The organism is Clostridium sp. Marseille-Q5894 (assembly GCF_946902305.1).
GTDB lineage: Bacteria > Bacillota_I > Bacilli_A > Erysipelotrichales > Coprobacillaceae > Thomasclavelia.
Genome location: NZ_CAMPPT010000001.1, coordinates 482,275 through 503,185 on the forward strand (window position 1 = coordinate 482,275; position 20,911 = coordinate 503,185).

Consider the following 20,911-nt stretch of genomic DNA (forward strand, 5'->3'; position numbering starts at 1 on the left):
ATTGTATATGAAAGAATTCTTTTTCTTGATGCTTTATAGTGTTAAGATTATAGTAGGAGAAAAGATTATGAAAATAAATATTATTAAAAAGAAAGCTAGTAGTTTAAAAGATTTAGGAAAAGAAACAATTGAAATCCCAAGTGTTTCAACATTAAAAGAATTATTGTTAGTGATATTCTATAATGAATACAATCATCTTTATAATAATCAGATAAAAACTTTAACTGAAAAAGATATCAAATATTTAGCTAAGTTAGGAAAAATATCTTTTTCAAATCTATACAATACTGATAAAAAAGATTTAGATGATTTAATCGAAATCATGTTTCAAGATTTTACTGATGGACTTTATAAAGTCTTTATCAATGGACAGGAATATGAAAATCTTAATGAGCATATTCAAATTAAAGATAACGATGAGATTGTTTTTATTCGCTTTGTCATGTTAGCAGGGAGGTTATGGTAGTGGAGAGAAAAGATATAATTGCGCAATTAAGAGAATATAATCAGACACTATCGGTATTTTGCACTCATTTAGAAAAACAATTTATCAAACAAGTCCAGCAGGATTATTTTTATAGTTTTTATTTTAAAGATATTCGTATTTTAAATGATGTTGAAAGTTTTTTGAAAGAACAAAAATATTTTAAAGGATTACTCCCTAAACATTATGAAAAATTATGTCATTATTTAAGATGTATGCACGAATGGACATGTAATGATCAACTCATTAGGATGGATGTTAGAAGTAAGAATTTTTCTGATTATCAAAATAAGATAATTAGGGCAATTGGTTCATTTTATGTGTTTTATGGTACGGATATGACAATGAAAGAGCTGATTTATGGTCAATATCGTCAATTTGATAATTGGATGAATTTTTCGAGTGTTATTGCTGAACGCTTGTTAAGTGATGATCAGGATGTCATTCAATACTGTAAAGATGTTTTAACAAGCGATAATAATACGGCTGTTTTAACAAGAAACGTGATTATTGCTATTGAACAAAGTCATCATCAAGAACTACAGGATTTATTAACTCAGCTTTTTTTAGCGGCCAGATTACAAGAGGGATTAAGACAAAGTGTTATAGAAACAGTTGATGAAAATAATCTTGATTATTTTTTAAAGATGATCGATGTAATTGCTCAAAATGATCTATTAAGATATTCATCAGTTCAAAGAGGTGTTTTGACCTGGATAGGGATAGGTTATGAAATTGTAAAAGAAAAAGATGTTCGTTATATTTTCTGGCATCTTCAAGATTATTTTCATAATGAAAATAATCGATCTCAGGCATTACAAAGTGAAAATCCTTTAGATATTTATTTGGCTTTATATTGTAAAGGTGTCTATGATGTTAATCAGGCAATAGATGAAGCGCTAATTTTATTAAAGAGTTCTAAGCGTCATATTGTTGCTTGTGCTTTGATTTATTTAAAATTGACGAATTGTCCTTATTTGCATGCGTTGCTGCCTTATTTAAAAGATTATCATCATGATCAATGGATCATGGCTCTTTTTATTAGTGAATGTTGCCGTTATGATTATCAAAAAGCAGTTTTAACAAATGATGAATTAGCACTTATTTTTAATGAGATGGAAACTTTTGCTAAAACGATGAAAAGTCAAGAAACTTATTTGTCACGAGGATTTGAATGGTTTTCAATAACGTTATATAAATCAAGTATTTGTTATCATCTTTATGATATAATTGCAGCAAATCCGCAAATAGAATTTATTGAAAGATATTTGCCGTATGTTGCTAGTAATCTTCATGATAAAAGATTAAAACAATTTATGGAAGAAAGATTTCCATTATTAGATGAAAACAAGAAAAAGACTTTTATGTTAAAAGAAATCATTTCTAATAATAGTGAGTTAGCAAATTATATTGAAAAAGAATATATAAAATTAAATCTCTCTAGTCAAGATATTATTGATCTTGAAAACCGTTTAAAAACAAAAAAAGCTCAGGCACGAGCACATATCGTTCATATTCTTGCAAAACAGAATCAAGAGCAGATTCAGCAAAGTTATCAACGCTTATCTAAATCAGCAAATAAAATGATTCAAGAAGCAGCGCTTGAGTTACAACAAAAGGTGCCGCACTATTTTCAGGATGTTAAAATCAGTGCAGTGAAAATTCAGGGAAAAGATGAAGGATTTGGGTTATATCGTCCTTATCAGTCTTATTTATTGCCTTATCATTCAAAAATAAAAACAATCAAAAAAGGTCTAATTATTAAAAAAGAAAAAATTGATTTTTCAACACTATTGCCATGGGATAAACAACAAGTTCTTGAATATTTAAAAAAATGGGATCAAAGAATTATTTTACATCAAAATGATGAATATTATAATGGATATGAATATCGACAATTAAAGTCAGAGTATTTTTATCCTCTTAATTATCAAGAACACTCATTAAAGGCTTTACCTTTAAATGAGTTGTGGAATGAATATTTTCAACAAGATCAATTAGATAGTGATATTGTTTTTGAACTCCGTTTATTACTAGAAGGAATTGAATTTGATAAGATTCTTAATTTAGAAACACCATTATTTACTCTTTATCAAAAGGATATCGAATCATTACAATACTATCAGCATATTACAAAATTAATTTCTTACTATTTTTATGAATATGAAAATACAAGTAATTATCGTGATAAAGCTTTTATGCTTTTAGAAGTTATCAATAAGCATTGTAAATATTATCAATATAAAAGAAGAATTTATAATAATCAATATGAAATTGTGAGCCTAAGTAATTTATTTCCCTTTTTAGTTGTTCAATTGCATTTAGAAAACGCTAATGATCAACAGTTCCAGGAATATTTTCCGATGATGATGCACTGTTATGAAAATTTTAATCTAAAGTGTCAACGGGATACACAACATAAATTTACTATTTCACCAATGATTTTAGCTCGAGCTGCTTTGTTAGGAATTATTAGCCAAGAAGCTTTTTATGAATGTATTCTTGATAGTCATAATAATAGTAGTAGATATACAAATGATCAGCATCAGCTTTTTGCTGCTTATCGAGATGCTTATTTTGAAGGAACAGGAGTTTGGAAAAAACCACAGTTAAATTTAGAATGCTATCATCATAATAGGTTGAATAATGATATTGAAGTTTTTGCTTATTTAAGAAAAGAACTTGATTTGATAGCTGATCATTTAATTTCGATGGAAAAAACAAGATTAAACGAAAAAACAGCTGTTACTTCTTATGTTGAAAATCTATATGTTGTTAACGGGGTTAAATATCTTATTGATGCCCTGCATGTTTTAGAACATGAGACATTAAAAAGGCAACGCTATGGTGATGATCGAAACGTTGTTTTTACTGATTTGATCCGTCATTGTTACCCTTTATCAAGTGATGATCCCCAAACTTTAAAAAACGAAAATTTTAAAGAAGAGAGACTTGTTGAAGTGGCAATGTTAGCTCCACAATGGATCGATTTTATTAATCGAGTTTTAAATTGGGAAGGTTTTAAAGAAGCCTGTTATTATTTTATTGCTCATATGAAACAATATGATTATCAACAAAAGAAAGCGCAGATTGCTCATTACACGCAAATAGATCCTCAAGATTTAAATGATGGGGCATTTGATATGGAATGGTGCCAAAATGTCTATCAGCTTTTGGGCGAAAAAAGATTTCAAATGTTATATCGGGCGGCAAAATATTTATGTGAAAATTCTTTTCATAGTCGTGCTCGTAAATATGCAGATGCTTGTTTAAAGAAAATAGATTTAGAGACATTATATCTACAAATGCGCCAAAAACGAAATAAAGATGCTTTAAATGCTTACTGTATTTATCCATTAAAGGATGATCAAGATCTACTTGAGCGTTATTTAGCGATTCAGCAGTTTTTAAAAGAATCCAAACAATTTGGGGCGCAAAGACAAGCTAGTGAAAAAAGAGCTTGTGAAATTGCTTTGATGAATTTGGCTAAGAATTCACGCTTTGAAACAGCTACAAGATTATCTTGGATGATGGAAACTGAAATAGTTAAAAAATATGAATATGTCTTACAACCACACCAGGTTGATGAAATTCAATTGTGGATCGAAATAGATGATCAGGGACATAATGAAATAAAAGTTTTAAAAAATAAACGAAAACAGAAATCTATTCCAGCTAAATTAAAAAATAATAGTTATGTACTAGAAATTAAAGATATTCATAAAAAATGGAACGAACAATATCAGCGTTCGAGAAAAATGTTAGAACAGGCTATGGAAGATCGAACTGTTTTCATGATTGATGAAATTCATACGATCATGAATAATCCAATCGTAGCACCAATGCTTTCTAAACTTGTTTTGATTTCTGATGAAAATTTAGGTTTTTATGATCAAGGATATTTAAAAGGAATCGCTCATCGTGAAAAATTAGGTAACTATGTGCGCATCATTCATCCTTATGATCTATATAAACGTCAGTGCTGGCACGAATATCAAACGTATATTTATAAACAGCAAATTATTCAGCCTTTTAAACAGGTTTTTAGAGAACTTTATCTCAAATTGGATGATGAAAAAGATCAATCATCATCTAAACGTTATACAGGATATCAAATTCAGCCTAAAAAAGCAGCAGCTGCACTAAAATCAAGAAAGTGGAATGTAAGCTATGAAAATGGTTTAGAAAAAATCTATTATCAAGACCAGATTATTGTAAATCTTTTTGCTCAAGCTGACTGGTTTTCACCTAGTGATATTGAAGCACCATGTATCGATTATATTCAATTTTATGACAAGAAAAATAATCAGCCAATGAAGATTTGTGATATCGATGATATTGTTTTTTCGGAAACGATGCGAGATGTTGATTTAGCTGTAAGTACTGCCTATGTTGGTGGTGTTGATCCAATCACATCATTTTCTACGATGGAATTGCGAAAAACAATTGTTGAGTATACATCTCAATTAATGAAATTAAATAATGTTGAAATTAAAGATCATTTTGTATGTATTCAAGGAAGATTAAATAATTATAGTGTTCATTTAGGGAGTGGAATAGTTCATCAAGATGGTGGCGCAGTAATTAGAATTGTTTCTGTATGGAGTGGAAAACGTGGCAAAGTTTATTTACCATTTTTAGATGAAGATCCTAAAACGGCGCAAATCATTTCTGAAGTTGTTTTATTTGCTCAAGATGATAAGATCAAGGATCCTTCAATTTTACAACAGATTCAAACAAGAAAAGAGAATTCCTAGTAATTTTAATGTCATCAATTTAAGATTGTAGAAACAGATAGAAATCTAATTAAAGATAACTATCTGTTTTTATTTAAGAAAAAAGAAATATGAGTGTATGTAGTTTTACTTTCTTATGGCAAAACAGATATGTTAGAGAGCACAAGAAATTGTGCTGTTTTTTTGGTTTCTTTAACCTCACCATCAAATGCTTTTATCAAGAGGAACAGTAGTAGATAGAGATTTTCTACGATTACCATGGATAAAACCAGCCTTACCATATTGATAGTATTTTTGAATCAGTCTATTGACAGTTTTAGTTTTTAGTAGCAGCTCTTTTTTGTCATTAGTTTCAACAAGCTTTTTAATTCATTCTTAAAGCAACTTTTTCTCATAAGTAAACCTATAATTTAAAAATATTAGGTTTATAGTATACATTGATTATTATTATAATTGAATTTTATAAATTAACTTTTTTATCTTTATAAATTTACAAATTTAATATTTATATAGTATAATAAAATAAATGGAAGGGATTATTAAATAAAATTATCTTGAGGATTAAGTGTGAAAATAAAATTTGTTATTAATCGAAGAAAATAAAGAAAGTGAGGGTATTACTTATGATAAAAATAAATATCGTAGTAATATTCTAAATTTGTTTAGATTAATAGTAAATTGAAGCTTTGATCACATGTTTGTGTCCGACCGACGAAGGCGGACGGAAATGGAGGAATTTATGAAGAAAAAAACAACTATCATTTTCACTATTTATTTAGTAATTATCTTTCTTTACCCATTATTGAAAGGATCAATTGCTCATGTCAACGGCTATCCATCTTATTTTGAAAAATTAATTAGGTGTATAAATATAATTCCTTTCTATTTTGATTATACTGTAATGCCAGCAATTATTTTAAAAAATATTGTTTTTAAGCTATGTCTATTTATTCCTGTTGGTTATATGCTCTTTGCACCAGAACAAAGACAAATTAAAGCTGCGAAAATAATATTATTGATTGGATTATCAAAAGAATTATTTCACTTATTAATTTTATATGGTTATTTTGACATAACAGATATAATATACTATTTAATTGGAGGATTAATAGGATATCATATCCATAAAATATTATTTGGTTTTCATTTTACTAATTTATCGAACAATAGAGCATAAATGAAACTAAATAAGGAGAAAAAAGTCTATCAACTATTTAAGTTTACGCAACTCTTAGATATGGATCTAGATTATGACTGACACAATCCGATACTTGATATTCTTGTAGACGATCAATTAGACTGACAAACGAGAAGTTACATATTCACTTCTATAAAATGGACATTTGAGTTGTTCCAGTATTTCATATAAACCCTATCTTTTTGTTCGTCAAAGTTTAATTGGTACATACGAAAAGTGACTAATATATCTTTAGGTTGCCATTGTTCCTCATACGAATATTGATACTTCATTCCGATATTTTTCATCACGTTCCCGCTTCGAGGGTTGTTGCGATCATGGGTTGCTGTGATATAAGGAATCCCATCTTTTTTCACTTGTGCAACCACTGCTTTCCCAGCTTCTGTTATAATACCCTGATGCCAGAATTCTTTTCGTAGTCCATAGCCAAAATCATGGTGTTCTTCCATATCTACATTTATATAACCAATAGGAATGTTATCTTTTTTCAAGCAAACAGCATAGGCATATGCCTGTGGCTGTGCATATTTTGACGCATCTCTCTCTTTAAAAAATAGTCGAGTTTCTTCAAGGCTTTCTAATGGAAATCATGGCAGAAATTTATTGACTTCTTTGTCGCTGTAAATTCTATACATTGCTTCTATATCATTTTCTATAAATTTTCTTAATATCAGTCGTTCCGTTTCAAGTGTTGGTGTATTCATTTTCTGCTCCATCAATTCTGAGTTGTTGGTGTATTTGAATGTAATTATACATTAGCACTACAGGTAGCACAAGCGTAAGTGCTGAAAAAGTCAATTCTGTAATAACGTATGCGTTTTCTCTTTATCTGATTTCATCTATAATTGAATAAAGCAAAAAAGGCGATGATTTCCCTCATAATTAATTGCCTTTTTTCTTTATTGATATTCATACTTGTATGAATATAGACTTTAGTCAGTTGAGCATACGATATGTTTATTTTATATTAAAAATAAAGTTTAGAATATTGTAAGCTATTTGACGCTTACTTTTCACCAAAGATTTTTTCATTCAAAGTGATTTCATTATACTTAACATGAATCGTTATTCATAAAAATATTATCCCTAAATATAAGAAATATAAATTCAAAGGAAAACAGCACAATATCTTGTGCTGCTTAACATATCTGTTTTACTTATAAGCAAGTAAGAACTTATCTTTTTGCTGCTGATCTTTTTAGTCTATGATTTGATTCATTAGTTCTACTGCTTCCATTGCATCTTTAGAATAATAGTCAGCATTGATTTCTTTAGCAAAATCAGCTGTTAAAACTGCACCACCAACAAAAATAGGACACATATCATCAATTTCTTTTAACATTGTAATTGTTTTTTCCATCGAAACAACAGTTGTTGTCATCAAGGCACTTAGACCAATTGCTTTAGGATGATGCTTATAAAAGGCTTCAACAACAGTTTCTGGAGGAACATCTTTACCTAGATCGATTACTTTATAGCCATAGCTTTCAAGAACAACTTTAACGATATTTTTACCAATATCATGAATATCACCATGGACAGTTGCCATAATAATTGGACCTTTGGTAGCCGTTGTTTCTTTAAAAGTCTCTTTAATAGTACTAAAAGCTATTTTTGCAGTTTCTGCAGATTGAATCAGTTGCGGTAAGAAAATAATATTTTTTTCATATTGTTTACCAACAGTATCTAAAGCTGGGATCAATATATTATTGATGATTTCTAAGCCTGGTGTTGTTTCAAGTAATTTTTTAGTAGTATTTGCTGCTTCATCTTTTAAACCATGCAGGACAATGTCATTTAAACTAAAGTTTGCGGTTTCTTTTTTTACTACAATTTCTTGATTTGACTGATGTTCAATATAAACAGAAGCATCATGGTCATAATTATATAATACATTAAAAGCATCGATCGTCGCCATAAGCTGGGCATCTAGAGGATTGATGATTGGTAGATCAAGGCCGGCAGATAATGCCATAGCTAAGAAAGTTTTATTTAATAAGGGACGATTTGGTAAACCAAAAGAGACATTACTAACTCCTAGGACAGTATGTACTCCTAATTGTTTAACCATCGAAACAGCTTTGATAGTTTCCATGACTTCTTTTTGTTGGGCAGAAACTGTTAGAACTAAACAGTCAATAACGATATTATCTCTTGAAATACCATAACTTTCAGCTTTTTTTACGATTTTCTTGGCGATTTCAAAGCGGTCTTTAGCAAGTGGCGGAATCCCGTTTTCATCAAGTGTTAAACCAATTACGACACCACCGTATTTTTTAACAATGGGAAAAACAGCATCCATCGTTTCATCTTTTCCATTAACAGAATTAATTAATGGTTTACCGTTATAATAACGACAAGCTTGTTCGATTGCTTCAAAATTACTGCTATCGATTTGTAACGGTAAAGAAATAACTTCTTGTAATAATTTAATTACACGTTTCATCGTCTTTACTTCATCAATTCCTGGTAAACCAACATTGACATCAAGGACGTGGGCTCCAGCTTGTTCTTGTTTGATCGCTTCAACGACCAATTCGTCATAACGTTCTTCTTTTAATGCTAATTTCAATTTTTTCTTTCCTGTCGGATTCAATCTTTCACCACATACTACAACATGATGATCAAATTCAACTGTTTTAGTTCCACTCGATACTCTTGTAGCGTTGATAGGAGTTAATTTTGTTTTTTTATTAGGAAGATTTTTTTTCAAAGCCGCAATAAATGCTGGTGTCGTTCCACAACAGCCGCCAATAATACTAACCCCGTTGATAACATGTTTTATACTTTCGGTTACAAAAGTTTCTTCATCCATATTGTAACAAGTTTTGCCCTCTACTAAACATGGCAATCCAGCATTGGGCTGTAACATTACAGGGACAGTAGCGATTTTTAAAATATCATTAATGATCGGTGTTAATTCAATTGGTCCTAAAGAACAATTTACTCCTAAAACATCAACATTCAAGCCTTCTAAAACATTTACCATGGTAATAGGATCGCATCCTGATAAAGTTCTTAAATTACTTTCATATGTCATAGTAACAAAGACGGGTAGATCACTATTTTCCTTAACAGCCAAAATTCCGGCTTTGACTTCATAAATATCAGTCATTGTTTCTAATAAGATCGCATCAACTCTATCTTTTGCCAATAAAACCTGCTTTTTAATGATTTCGTAAGCTTCATCAAAAGTTAAGGTTCCCATCGGTTCTAATAATTGACCGATCGGTCCAATATCTAAAACGATATAACTATCATTTTCACGATTAGCTTTTTGTCGAGCAATGATTGCATTATCGATAGCTGCTTTGATCATTTCATCATAATGATAAGGAGCATCTTTCATTTTTAAGGGATTAGCGCCAAAAGTATTAGTAGTAATAAAGTCAGCTCCAGCATTTAAATAATTAAGATGAATCTGTTGAATTAATTTAGGATCGGTAATATTTAAACACTCAGGAATATCTCCAGCTTTTAATCCGGCTTCCTGCAATTGTGTTCCCATTGCGCCATCAAATACTAGTATTTCTTCTTTTAATCTTTTTTGTAGCATCTTTGTCCCTTCTTTCTATATATACAATTTTCTAAGTTTATACATGAAAAACAATGTTTAGTTAATTTTTCATCACCAATACCAATTAAACCAATCATTGATTTTTGTGGTAATAATAAATTATTTTCTTGAACAGTTAAACCAATATGCTTATTACAATTTAAAGCGTTTGCTAATTTATGATTGAGTTCAAGAGGGACATTACCATAGCCAGGGCAAAAACGAAAAGTACGCTTGCCAAAATTTTGCTTTTCTTCAAATTCATCACATTTAATTTCAATATAACTACTAGCTAAAGCATCCATGACAGTCATTTTAGTCATGTCGATCATGGCATAGTAACGTAATAATTTATCCAATTCAATTCCTAAAGTGCAGGCAATGACCGCGACTTTATCACAACTATCAAATAAATCGATTAAATCAGGATATTCGAGAGAGAGATTTAATTCTTTAATTAATAAAGGATGGTGTTCTAATGAAAAGATTTGATACATGAATTTTGGCTTTAACTTTTCAAGTTCTAATAAACATTCATCTAAAAGTCTATTTGTTTGTTCATCGGCTTGATCATCTAAGTAGCCTAAATATTTTAACGCATTTTTTTTAATCATTAATAAATTCAGCGAAAATATTATTAGTTCTAAGTAATATTTCTTTAGCTATTTCGGGTTTATTCATCGTATAAAGATGAATACCATCAACACCATTAGTAATTAAATCAATTATTTGATAAGTCGCATAATTTAAACCTACTTCTTTCATTGCCTGAGGATTGTTTCTAAAGCGCTCAATCATTGCTGATAAGTTATATGGAATATTGCAGCCGCTTAATTTAGCGATATTTAATAGTGATTTAGAATTAGTAGCTGGCATTATTCCGGCGATGATCGGTACATTGATGCCTCTAGCTCGAGCTTCTCTAACTAAGCGATAATAATAATTATTGTCAAAGAAGATCTGTGTAATTAGATATTGAGCCCCCGCATCGACTTTTTTCTTTAATGCTTCCAGATCACTTTCTAAAGAATCGGCATCTTGATGAACCTCAGGATAACAAGCTCCGCTTAGACAAAAAGTATCAGGATAATTTTTACTAATAAATTCGTTTAATTCACTAGCGTGTTTATAGTAATAAGGAGCAGTGTTAGGATCGTAATTTTTAGGATAATCACCGCGTAAAGCCAGAATGTTTTCAATATTATTTGCTTTTAAAGAGTCAATGGTTTGAATCAGTTGCTCTGGCGTTGCATCAATACAGCTTAAGTGAGCAACAGCTTCAATATGATAATCTTTTTTTATCTTTGAAGCTATTTCAACAGTATTTCTTGTTGTTGAACCACCAGCTCCATATGTAACTGAGATAAAATCAGGATTTAATTTAGAAAGCTCATCAATAGTGTGATAGATCGAGCTAATGTCACCATCATGATTTTTTGGTGGAAATATTTCAAATGACAACGTTGGTCTTTTAAGTAATAAATCAATAATTTTCATGTGTTTTTCCTCCATCGATAAATTACGTTAATTATAAAAAAAACAGGAGTTTTAGTCAACTAAAACTCCTTATAAAAGCTGTCAATGATTCCTTCGATAATATTAGTTAATTGATTAGCTAAAGCAGATAAAACCATAATAGTTATCAAACGCTCATTTTTGTCATTGATATCAAGCTGATAAGATTCAATGATATTTTTAACTAAGGGTTCCAGCTGCTGAGTTTGTTTGGATTTGATATTGATGAAACGATCATAGATATCTTCTAAACTTTCATCTGTTTCATAAATAGGTGTTAAGATTTCTTTTATCTCTTGAATGGTAATGGTATTTTTTAGATTATAGATCAGTAACATGCCAATGATTTGTTCTTTAGTATACTTTTTACCTTTAACAGGTTTGATAACTCCTGCTTTAGAATAATTATTGATCATAGTTTTAGTAAGAATTTTATCATCTTCATAACGTTTATTGTCTTTTAGGTTATTTTCAAACAATGTCATGATTTGATCCATATAAAGATCCAATGATGGAATATCTTGACTTTTTAAATCAGTTTTATTAGCTGTCTTATTAACGATTTCAGTTAATTTATCCATGGTCTCACCTCAAAAATATTTTAACTTATTTATATCTTTATTGCAATATATAGTTGACATATTCTTTATTAGTGTTAATATAAATGTATAATATAGTTATCAATACTACATAAGGAGGTCTTGATATGAGAAAACTTGATAAAGCTATGGATCCAATTAGTTGTAAAACACATTTCATTGGTGCTCTTTTATCAGCGCTGATGCTGGTTTTAATGATGGTAATTGCAATAATCGAAAGATCTGATAAATTAACGATAATTGGAATAACAGTATTTAGTTTATCGTCAATTGCATTGTATAGTGCTAGTAGCATATATCATTATTATAATGCAGCTATAAATAATAAAGTAAAACTGTTTTTAAGAAAATTGGATCATTCAATGATCTATATTTTGATTGCGGGAACATATACGCCTATTTGCTTAACGTATTTAGATTATCCTCATAATTTTTATTTTTTAGCTGTGATTTGGTCAATTGCGTTACTGGGGATAATGATTAAATTATTTTGGATGAAAGCGCCACGCTTTATTTCAACGGTTTTTTATCTTTTGATGGGCTGGGCTTTAGTTTTTGACTTTCCGGCTTTTAAAAATGTTCCTGGGGGCTGCTTTGTTTTAATTGCTTTAGGTGGTATTAGTTATACTTTAGGAGCTATTATTTATATTGTAAAAAAACCTAATTGGTTTAAGCAGTTTGGGTTTCATGAATTATTTCATATTTTTGTAATGGTTGGTTCAGCGTTTCATTTTTTGGCAGTTATTATTTATATTTTATAAAGGGCCTTGGCTCTTTATTTTATTGTGGTTAAGTAAAGATTATTGTATAATGTCGGTGGGTGATAAAAATGAATTTAACAAAAAGAAATAAATTATTATATTTAATAACACTAATAGTAATCACTGGTGGTGACCAGTTTACTAAACATCTGGTATCTTCATCGATGCAATTAGGGCAATCGCAAGAGATAATCAACAACTTTTTTTATTTTACATATGCGCATAATACTGGTGTTGCCTGGGGGATGCTGGCAGGACATTTATGGCTCTTTATTATTGTAGCGTTAGTATCAGCTGTTTTAATGATCGTCTTTTTTATGAAAACACGTCGTAATGAAGTGTTGACGCGTTTTGGGTTGGTACTTACATTTGCAGGAATGGCGGGAAATTTGATTGATCGTGTAATGTATGGCTATGTTCGTGATTTTATCGATGTAGTTATATTTAATTATAATTTTCCTATTTTTAATGTTGCTGATATGGCAGTTGTGATTGGTGTGATATTAATAATTATTGAGATTGTTTTTGAGGAGTATATACATGGAAAAATATAATTTAGTTATTGAAGATGAAAATAATTGTCGGTTAGATAAAGTAATTGCTTTAAAGATGAAAGATCTATCAAGAACGCAAATTCAGGAAATGATTAGTAATGGATCTGTTCTTGTAAATGGTAAAGTGGCTAAAGCTGGTTATAAAACTAAGTTAAATGATCAAATTGAAATTATAATGGAAGATAATATTGATTTAGATATCGAACCTGAAGATATTCCTTTAAAGATAGTTTATGAGGATAAAGACGTTATTGTTGTAGATAAACCAACAGGAATGATCGTTCATCCTTCACCGGGAATTACCAAGGGAACTTTAGTTAACGCTTTATTATTTCATTGTCAAGATCTTTCAGGAATCAATGGAGTCAATCGGCCGGGAATCGTACATCGAATTGATAAGGAAACAAGCGGGTTATTGATGATTGCTAAAAATGACGCAGCCCATCGTTCTTTATCAAGTCAATTAAAAAATCATACTGTAACAAGAAGATATGTAGCGCTTGTTCATGGTTTGATCCCTCATGTAAAAGGTAAGATCGATGCTCCGATCGGGCGTAATCCTAAAGATCGTCAAAGTATGTGTGTTACTAGAAATAATAGTAAAGAGGCGATAACTAACTTTACCGTTTTAAAACGTTATAAAAGTATGAGTTTGATTGAATGTCGGCTTGAAACAGGGCGGACACATCAAATTAGAGTTCACATGAGTTATATTGGTTATCCGGTATATGGTGATCCTAAATATGGACGTCGTAAAGATGATTTTAGTCATGGACAGTTTTTACACGCTAAAAAATTAGGTTTTATTCATCCGGTGACGCAAAAATATCTAGAATTTGAAAGTGAATTACCAGATTATTTTAAAGCTAAATTAAATGAATTAGAGGAGGAAATGATAAATGAGTAAGATAATTAACTGGACTCAATATTTTATGGGAGTAGCTAAACTATCAGCTTATCGTTCTAAAGATCCTAATACTCAAGTAGGGGCATGTATTGTTAATTCTGATAATAAGATCGTAGGAGTTGGCTATAATGGATTGCCTTGGGGATGTGAGGATAATGAATTTCCCTGGGAAGTTAGAGAAGGAGAATTGTATGATACAAAATATCCTTATGTAGTTCATGCAGAGTTAAATGCAATTTTAAATAGTACTGGAAATTTAAAAGGATGTCGAATCTATGTTTCGTTATTTCCATGTCATGAATGTGTTAAAGCAATCATTCAAAGTGGTATTGGTGAAATTATTTATGAGGATGATAAATATAACGGGACTGACAGTGATCGTGCTGCTAAAAGAATGTTGGATGCTGCAGGAGTTAAGTATACGAAAGTGCCTCCTTTTACAATTGAAGTCAAATAGCTGTTAAGTTAAAAAGGTTTGATGATCGAAGGGCTGTAATGAAATAGTTTTTAGCTATTCATTACAGCTCTTTAACCTTAATTATATATACTTTTCTTTAATGGTTGCGTTATTTTAATGAAAAGTTTGAATGATTGTGGGAATTGCTTCAAAATTTTGATGGGTGATATTTCCTCTGTAGATTTTTCTTTGGTTTTACAGGGATTCTTCTATTGTTTTTTAGGCATGATTACAATATTATCGATTGAAAAATGTTCTAGTTTAATAGAAGTTGGTTTTGTTGAATTATAAGATAAACAAATAAAGTATATTTAAAAATAAAAAAAGCATAATAAAAAAGGATAACAATGTTACCCTAAATTAAATCTTTAATTCGCTTGTAATTAGTCATGTTGGTTTTTGTAACTTTGTTTAACATTTTAGGTCCGTATTTCTTTGCAATTTCAATTGCAATTGAGTCGATAGTGCTACTGTTACCGTGAGGTAATTTCATTTTTAAACTCCGTGACATATTAGTGAAATATTGTAAATAAGCATATTTCGATAATATCATTGAACAAACTATGGCTAAATACTTTTCTTCTCCTTTTTGAACAAAGGTCAAATCTTTCACAACAATTACTTCATTTTTTAAATAATTATAATACGTTTTTGGGGAAACAAACTGATTGACTAGTTTGTCTTTGACCGGCATACCTACTTTTTGCATAACATTAGTTACAGCTTGATTATATAATTTTGCTTTGATATTAGCTAAATTATTACCAGCTTTTACCATAGCATTATAATGCGAATTATCTAAAATCAACAAACTATAAATTAGTCGATCTTTTATTTCCCTAGCGATACGAACAAGTTCATGATTATCCATATCTTTTGGATCCCGCACTCCAAGGCTGACTAACCAATCAAAATCACGTTCATCTATGTAACAGGCAACAACACATAATGGTCCGAAAAAATCACTAGAACCAGTTTCATCACAACCAATATGATTAAGATTTACATAGGTATTAGATATATTACTGCTGTTAGCTGTACTAGAGTCGCTAAAAGCTACAAGTTTACCGTAAGCATTCATATTAATAACATTCATTCTTTTTGAACTATTATTTCTCACTACATTCATGTTCATTACTTGTCCTCCTAGTCCTACTATTTCAGTATAACATATTTTCAAACTTTTTGACAGTATAAATTTGTTTTGCTACAATGTATATTAAAAGAAATTGAGGTGTTTCCATGAGTTTTGTTGTAAATTCAATTTTTATTGACATAATAATTGTATTTGTTTTGGTATTAATGTTGATTTTTGGATATATTAAGGGATTTGTTTATCGCGCTTATGATCTTTTAGCGACAATTATTTCCTTATTGATAGCTTTATATGCATCTTCACCACTGTCAAGTATTTATACAGTATATAAAGTTGAGGGATTAGGTGAGATGATCGGAAAAACAGTAAATCGATTTATTATTTTTATTATCTTATTTATTGTTTTAAAAATGATATTATTCTTGTTGGGAAAAGCGGTTAAACCACTTTTGAAAAATATTATTTATACTTTTAGTATTTTTGAGCAGTTAGATCGATTATTGGGAATCGTTGTTAGTTTGATCAGCGGAATTATTAATATTTATTTAGCTTTGATCTTTGTTGTCATGCCGATTATTCCAGGAGGTAAAGAAAGTATTGATGATACTATCGTTGCTAAAAAAATTTTAGAGCTGGTACCAGCAGTTACTGACGAAATTGAATCGTTAGATGTTGTTGGTCAGGTAATTAGTGATGGAATAAACTATGATAGCTTTGATGCTAGTAATATTTACATGGTTTCACTTTCATTAAATAATGCATATGATAATGGCTTGATCGATCAGGCAAAACTAGAAAATACTTTATTAAAATATTATGATGATATAGATGAAATACAAGAACCTGTTAATCTTGATCAACAGCAGTATGATGAAGTATCAAGATTGTTATCAAAGGTGGATCGTAGTAAAATAGATGTAGATAAAATATTAAGTAAAATAATAGTGAGTGAGTAGGATGAAAAATATATATGATACATTAGAATTTAATCAAATTAAAGATAAAGTTAAAGCTTTTGGAGTTAGTCTTTTAGCTAAAGATAAAATTGATTCTTTAGCGCCTTATCAAGATTTAGAAGATTTAAAATTAGACCAAAAATATTTAGATCAGGCGATGCGTTTGATTTATAAATATGGTCGTTTACCAATTGGCCATTATAATGATGTTGAACCATTATTATTAAAAGCTAATAAAGATGGGACTTTATTTGGGGAAGATTTTGTTCAAATCGTTTATTTATTAAATAATGTAAAAGAAATAACTAATTATTTATCAGAAAAAGAACTTGAAGAAAATGAATTGATCCAATTATGTAATCAGCTCATTTTACCAAAACAGTTATTAAAAGAAATCAATCGCTGTATTGACAGCAGTGGTAATGTTTTAGATAGTGCCAGTAAAGAACTTAAAAGAATTAGACGCCAGATTCTATCGATCGAAGCTAATATTAGAACTAAAATCGAACAAGTAAAGACAGCTAATAAAGACTATTTGTCGCAAGAAGCTATTTCAAGTCGTAATAATCATTTAGTATTGCCAGTCAAAGCCGGAAATAAAAATAATGTTAAAGGAATCGTACATGCTATGTCAGCGACGGGGCAAACCATGTTTATTGAACCAGAAGTTATTGTTTCGATGAATAACCAGTTAGTTCACGCTCGTGATGATGAACTAAGGGAAATCAACCGAATCTTGATGGAATTATCAAAAATGATCAAAGATAATTATGATCTTTTACATGAAGATCAAGAATTATTAGTTGAAATTGATGTCATTTTTGCTAAAGCTGGTTATGGGGTTCAAATTGATGGAATCGTTCCTGATGTAAGTGAAGATTATCATCACTTTAACTTGATTAAAGCGCGTCATCCTTTGATCGATAAAGATAAAGTAGTTGCCAACAACATTGTTTTAAACGACCCTAAACGAATGTTATTGATCAGTGGATCAAATACGGGTGGGAAAACAGTTGTTTTAAAAACCGCTGGTTTACTTAGTTTAATGGCTTTATGTGGGATGGCACTGCCTTGTAATCAGGCTGTTGTGCCAATGTTTGATCAGATTTGTGTAGATTTGGGTGATGAACAGTCAATTGAACAGTCTTTATCAACTTTTTCTAGTCATATGAAACGTTTAGTGGAAATTACTAATGAAGTAAGTGAACGGTCTTTAGTATTATTAGACGAAATTGGTTCCGGAACTGATCCTAAAGAAGGACAGAGTATTGCCGAAGCTATTTTACGTTATTTACATCAGGTAAATCCTTTGATCGTTGCTTCAACTCATTATTCAGCTTTAAAGGAATTTGCTAAAAATGAAGAATATATTTTAGTAGCAGCAGTTGAATTTGATCAGGAAAATATGGCGCCAACATATCGTTTGATCGAAGGTAGTGTTGGTAATTCTTATGCGATTGAAATTTCTTCACGTCTAGGTTTGAAACAAGAAATCGTTGAATTAGCTTATCAGATCAAAGAAAGCAGTTTAACTGATAGTGATAAACTGCTTGAAAAGCTGCAAAATGAATTGACTCAAGTTCAGCTTGAAAGAGATCGTTTAGAAATTTTAGCGCAAGAAGCTGAAAATAAATTAAATAAATATAATCGTTTAATTAATAATTTTGAAAAACAAAAAGATGATTTAATGGAAAAAGCTAAAAAAGAAGCTAATCAATTATTAGAGGATTCAAAGCAGGAAATCGATTTAGTTGTTGAGGATCTAAAAAAACAGGCCGTTTTAAAACAACATGTAGTAATCGATGCTAAAAGAAATCTAGATTTATTAAAACATGAAGAAAAGAAACTGATCAATGAAGAAAAACGTGAATATCAAGTAGGCGATGTCGTTAAAGTATTGTCAGCTAATCGCCAGGGGGAAATTCTTTCGATCAATAAAAAAGGTATCTTGACGATCAATATGAGTGGCTTGAAACTAAATGCTAAACCTGAAGAAGTTAGTTTTATTTCTAAAAAAGTTAAGCCTAAAAAAGTTAGATCTAATCTTAAATCATTACGTAAATCAACTAATCAGAGCTTTGAATTAAATATTATTGGTAAACGTTATGAAGAGGCGATGCTTTTAGTTGATAAATTTTTAGATGATGCTCTAGTCAATAACTATTCGATGGTAAGGATCATTCATGGTATGGGTACTGGTGTGTTGAGAAATGGTGTTAGAAAGATGTTAGAGAAGAATAAAAATGTTGTTAGTTATCGTGATGGGGGACCTAATGAAGGAGGACTAGGGGCAACCTTAGTTTATTTTGAGTAATGGATCGTAAAGTAATCAAAGATAAACTTTCTTTATTGCCGTTACAGCCCGGCTGTTATTTAATGAAAAATAAAGAAGGCACGGTTATTTATGTAGGAAAAGCGAAAAAGTTAAAGAATCGTGTTTCTTCATATTTTGTTGGTGCCCATAATTATAAAACGACAAAATTAGTCCAGGAAATCGTTGATTTTGATTATATTGTCACAGATTCAGAAAAAGAAGCATTATTATTAGAGATCAATCTAATTAAAGATTATGCACCTAAATACAATATTTCTTTTATGGATAATAAATATTATCCCTATATTCAGTTAACAAAAGAAAAACATCCCCGCTTAAAAATCGTCAGAAATGCCCAAGATAAAAAACATAAACATTTTGGACCATTTCCTGATGGAACAGCAGCTAGAGAAACATTTAAACTTTTAAATCGGCTATACCCCCTTAGAAAATGTAACCATATTCCTAAAAAACCATGTTTATACTATTCTTTAAATCAATGTTTAGCACCGTGTATTCAAGAAGTAGATGAAAATAACTATAAACAAATAACTTCTAGTATTACTAAGTTTATCCAAGGTGATACTAAACAAATAATCAAAGAATTACAGGAAAAAATGTTTAATGCCAGTGAGGTGCAAAATTATGAATTAGCGAAAGAATGTCGAGATTTGATCAATCATATTCAGCACGTTACAAGTAAGCAGCATGTCCAGTTTAATGATTTAGTTGATCGTGATATTGTTGGATATTATCATGATAAAGGTTATTTATGTTTGCAGCTGTTTTTTATGCGAAATGGTAAACTTTTAGCAAGGGATCTAAATCTCGTTCCTTTACAAGATGATTTTCAAGAACAGATCATTTCCTTTTTAGTTCAATTCTATCAGGAAAATACCGAACCTAAGGAATTATTAGTACCGATGGAACTTGATACAAGTTTATTAGAAGAAATCATTAATTGTAAAATTATTAAACCGCAAAGAGGCAATAAAGCTAATCTTGTTAATATGGCTAATGAAAATGCCAAGGAACAATTAGAAAAGAAATTTTTATTGATCCAAAAAAATGAAGCAGCAACTATTGGCGCAATTAAACAGTTGGGGGAATTATTAGGAATCGCTTTGCCAAGAAGAATCGAATTATTTGATAATTCGAATATTCAAGGTGCTTATGCCGTGGCTGGGATGGTCTGTTTCAAAGATGGGGTACCATCTAAAAAAGATTACCGGAAGTTTAAAATCAAAACGGTTGAAGGACCTGATGATTATGCCAGCATGAAAGAAGTTATTTATCGCCGTTATTTTAGGGTTTTAATGGAAGGTTTGGAAAGACCGGATTTAATTATCGTTGATGGTGGTAAAGGACAGATAAAAGTTGCTAAAGAAGTTATTGATGGTTTGAATATGAATATTATGGTTTGTGGATTGGCTAAAGATGAGCGCCATTCTACGTCGGTATTGTTAGATAGTAATGGAGAAGTTGTTGAAATCAATAAAAAAAGTGAATTATTTTTCTTACTTACTAGAATGCAGGATGAGGTTCACCGTTATGCAATCAGCTTTCATAAAAATGTGCGTTCAAAATCATTGTTTCAATCGATTTTAGATAATGTTGAGGGAATCGGACCTAAACGTAAAAAGTTATTATTGAAAGAATTTGGTAGTGTTAAGCAGTTAAAAGAAGCTACATTGGAACAACTGGAGAAGGTTTTACCTAAAGAAGTAGCTTTAAATCTTTTTAAAATTTTAAAAAATGACACCGAAAAATAAATCTTT

At 30.3% G+C, this 20,911-nt stretch carries 16 protein-coding genes and 1 pseudogene; 11 read left to right on the forward strand and 6 right to left on the reverse strand.

Annotation, left to right across the window (positions count from 1 at the left end; translation table 11 throughout):
• Nucleotides 1-67: 67 nt before the first annotated feature.
• The 3 genes from OC535_RS02300 (at nucleotide 68) to OC535_RS02310 (ending at nucleotide 6,397) form a co-directional block, all read left to right on the forward strand.
• Complete coding sequence (locus OC535_RS02300) at nucleotides 68-466, forward strand: hypothetical protein (RefSeq protein ID WP_024720928.1); 399 nt, start codon at nucleotides 68-70, stop codon at nucleotides 464-466.
• On the forward strand, nucleotides 466-5,241 hold the full coding sequence (locus OC535_RS02305) for a DUF4132 domain-containing protein (RefSeq protein ID WP_498823054.1): 4,776 nt from the start codon (nucleotides 466-468) through the stop codon (nucleotides 5,239-5,241). Before OC535_RS02300 ends, OC535_RS02305 begins: the two co-directional genes overlap by 1 nt.
• A gap of 718 nt (nucleotides 5,242-5,959) precedes the next feature.
• A complete protein-coding gene (locus OC535_RS02310) occupies nucleotides 5,960-6,397 on the forward strand; it encodes a VanZ family protein (RefSeq protein WP_498823055.1) in 438 nt (145 codons plus the stop codon).
• 137 nt (nucleotides 6,398-6,534) lie between these two features.
• On the opposite strand, the pseudogene OC535_RS02315 reads toward OC535_RS02310, so the two are convergent.
• The 5 genes and pseudogenes from OC535_RS02315 to OC535_RS02335 all read right to left on the reverse strand — a co-directional run.
• Nucleotides 6,535-6,981: pseudogene (locus OC535_RS02315) on the reverse strand (GNAT family N-acetyltransferase); the annotation flags it as partial.
• 635 nt (nucleotides 6,982-7,616) lie between these two features.
• Entirely contained in the window at nucleotides 7,617-9,974 is a 2,358-nt protein-coding gene (locus OC535_RS02320; protein ID WP_227052465.1) for a homocysteine S-methyltransferase family protein, read from the reverse strand.
• Nucleotides 9,956-10,588, reverse strand: a complete 633-nt coding sequence (locus OC535_RS02325) for a vitamin B12 dependent methionine synthase (protein WP_227052464.1) — start codon at nucleotides 10,586-10,588, stop codon at nucleotides 9,956-9,958. The genes OC535_RS02320 and OC535_RS02325 overlap by 19 nt, the downstream gene beginning before the upstream one ends.
• A complete protein-coding gene (gene metF / locus OC535_RS02330) occupies nucleotides 10,581-11,471 on the reverse strand; it encodes a methylenetetrahydrofolate reductase [NAD(P)H] (protein WP_024720922.1) in 891 nt (296 codons plus the stop codon). Before metF ends, OC535_RS02325 begins: the two co-directional genes overlap by 8 nt.
• Before the next feature lie 59 nt (nucleotides 11,472-11,530).
• Nucleotides 11,531-12,070: a DUF1836 domain-containing protein gene (locus OC535_RS02335; RefSeq protein ID WP_024720921.1), complete on the reverse strand. Its 540-nt coding sequence runs from the start codon at nucleotides 12,068-12,070 to the stop codon at nucleotides 11,531-11,533.
• A gap of 125 nt (nucleotides 12,071-12,195) precedes the next feature.
• Here OC535_RS02335 and trhA point away from each other — a divergent pair, with 125 nt between their 5' ends.
• The 5 genes from trhA to OC535_RS02360 all read left to right on the forward strand — a co-directional run bounded on the left by trhA (nucleotide 12,196) and on the right by OC535_RS02360 (nucleotide 15,058).
• Nucleotides 12,196-12,849, forward strand: coding sequence for a PAQR family membrane homeostasis protein TrhA (gene trhA / locus OC535_RS02340; RefSeq protein WP_024720920.1), 654 nt, complete (start codon nucleotides 12,196-12,198; stop codon nucleotides 12,847-12,849).
• A 68-nt stretch (nucleotides 12,850-12,917) separates the two neighbouring features.
• Nucleotides 12,918-13,403, forward strand: a complete 486-nt coding sequence (gene lspA / locus OC535_RS02345; RefSeq protein ID WP_024720919.1) for a signal peptidase II — start codon at nucleotides 12,918-12,920, stop codon at nucleotides 13,401-13,403.
• Nucleotides 13,390-14,310 carry an RluA family pseudouridine synthase gene (locus OC535_RS02350; protein WP_498823056.1) on the forward strand — a complete coding sequence of 307 codons (921 nt, stop codon included), beginning with the start codon at nucleotides 13,390-13,392 and terminating at the stop codon, nucleotides 14,308-14,310. Before lspA ends, OC535_RS02350 begins: the two co-directional genes overlap by 14 nt.
• On the forward strand, nucleotides 14,303-14,767 hold the full coding sequence (locus OC535_RS02355; RefSeq protein ID WP_027089903.1) for a deoxycytidylate deaminase: 465 nt from the start codon (nucleotides 14,303-14,305) through the stop codon (nucleotides 14,765-14,767). The genes OC535_RS02350 and OC535_RS02355 overlap by 8 nt, the downstream gene beginning before the upstream one ends.
• A gap of 117 nt (nucleotides 14,768-14,884) precedes the next feature.
• Nucleotides 14,885-15,058 carry a hypothetical protein gene (locus tag OC535_RS02360; RefSeq protein ID WP_227052461.1) on the forward strand — a complete coding sequence of 58 codons (174 nt, stop codon included), beginning with the start codon at nucleotides 14,885-14,887 and terminating at the stop codon, nucleotides 15,056-15,058.
• A 64-nt stretch (nucleotides 15,059-15,122) separates the two neighbouring features.
• Here the strand turns inward: OC535_RS02360 and OC535_RS02365 are convergent, their stop codons facing one another.
• The gene (locus OC535_RS02365; protein ID WP_498823057.1) at nucleotides 15,123-15,902 is read right to left on the reverse strand and encodes a ribonuclease HIII; all 780 of its coding nucleotides are present in this window, start codon (nucleotides 15,900-15,902) and stop codon (nucleotides 15,123-15,125) included.
• Between the two features lie 107 nt (nucleotides 15,903-16,009).
• On the opposite strand from OC535_RS02365, the gene OC535_RS02370 reads away from it, so the two are divergent.
• Genes OC535_RS02370 through uvrC form a run of 3 tightly spaced genes read left to right on the forward strand, consistent with a single transcriptional unit; the run spans nucleotide 16,010 to nucleotide 20,905 of the window.
• Entirely contained in the window at nucleotides 16,010-16,819 is an 810-nt protein-coding gene (locus OC535_RS02370) for a CvpA family protein (protein ID WP_227052460.1), read from the forward strand.
• A gap of 1 nt (nucleotide 16,820) precedes the next feature.
• Nucleotides 16,821-19,133 (forward strand): endonuclease MutS2, encoded by a 2,313-nt coding sequence (locus OC535_RS02375; RefSeq protein WP_498823058.1) that lies wholly within the window; start codon nucleotides 16,821-16,823, stop codon nucleotides 19,131-19,133.
• Nucleotides 19,133-20,905 carry an excinuclease ABC subunit UvrC gene (gene uvrC, locus OC535_RS02380; protein WP_227052458.1) on the forward strand — a complete coding sequence of 591 codons (1,773 nt, stop codon included), beginning with the start codon at nucleotides 19,133-19,135 and terminating at the stop codon, nucleotides 20,903-20,905. The genes OC535_RS02375 and uvrC overlap by 1 nt, the downstream gene beginning before the upstream one ends.
• Nucleotides 20,906-20,911: the final 6 nt, after the last annotated feature.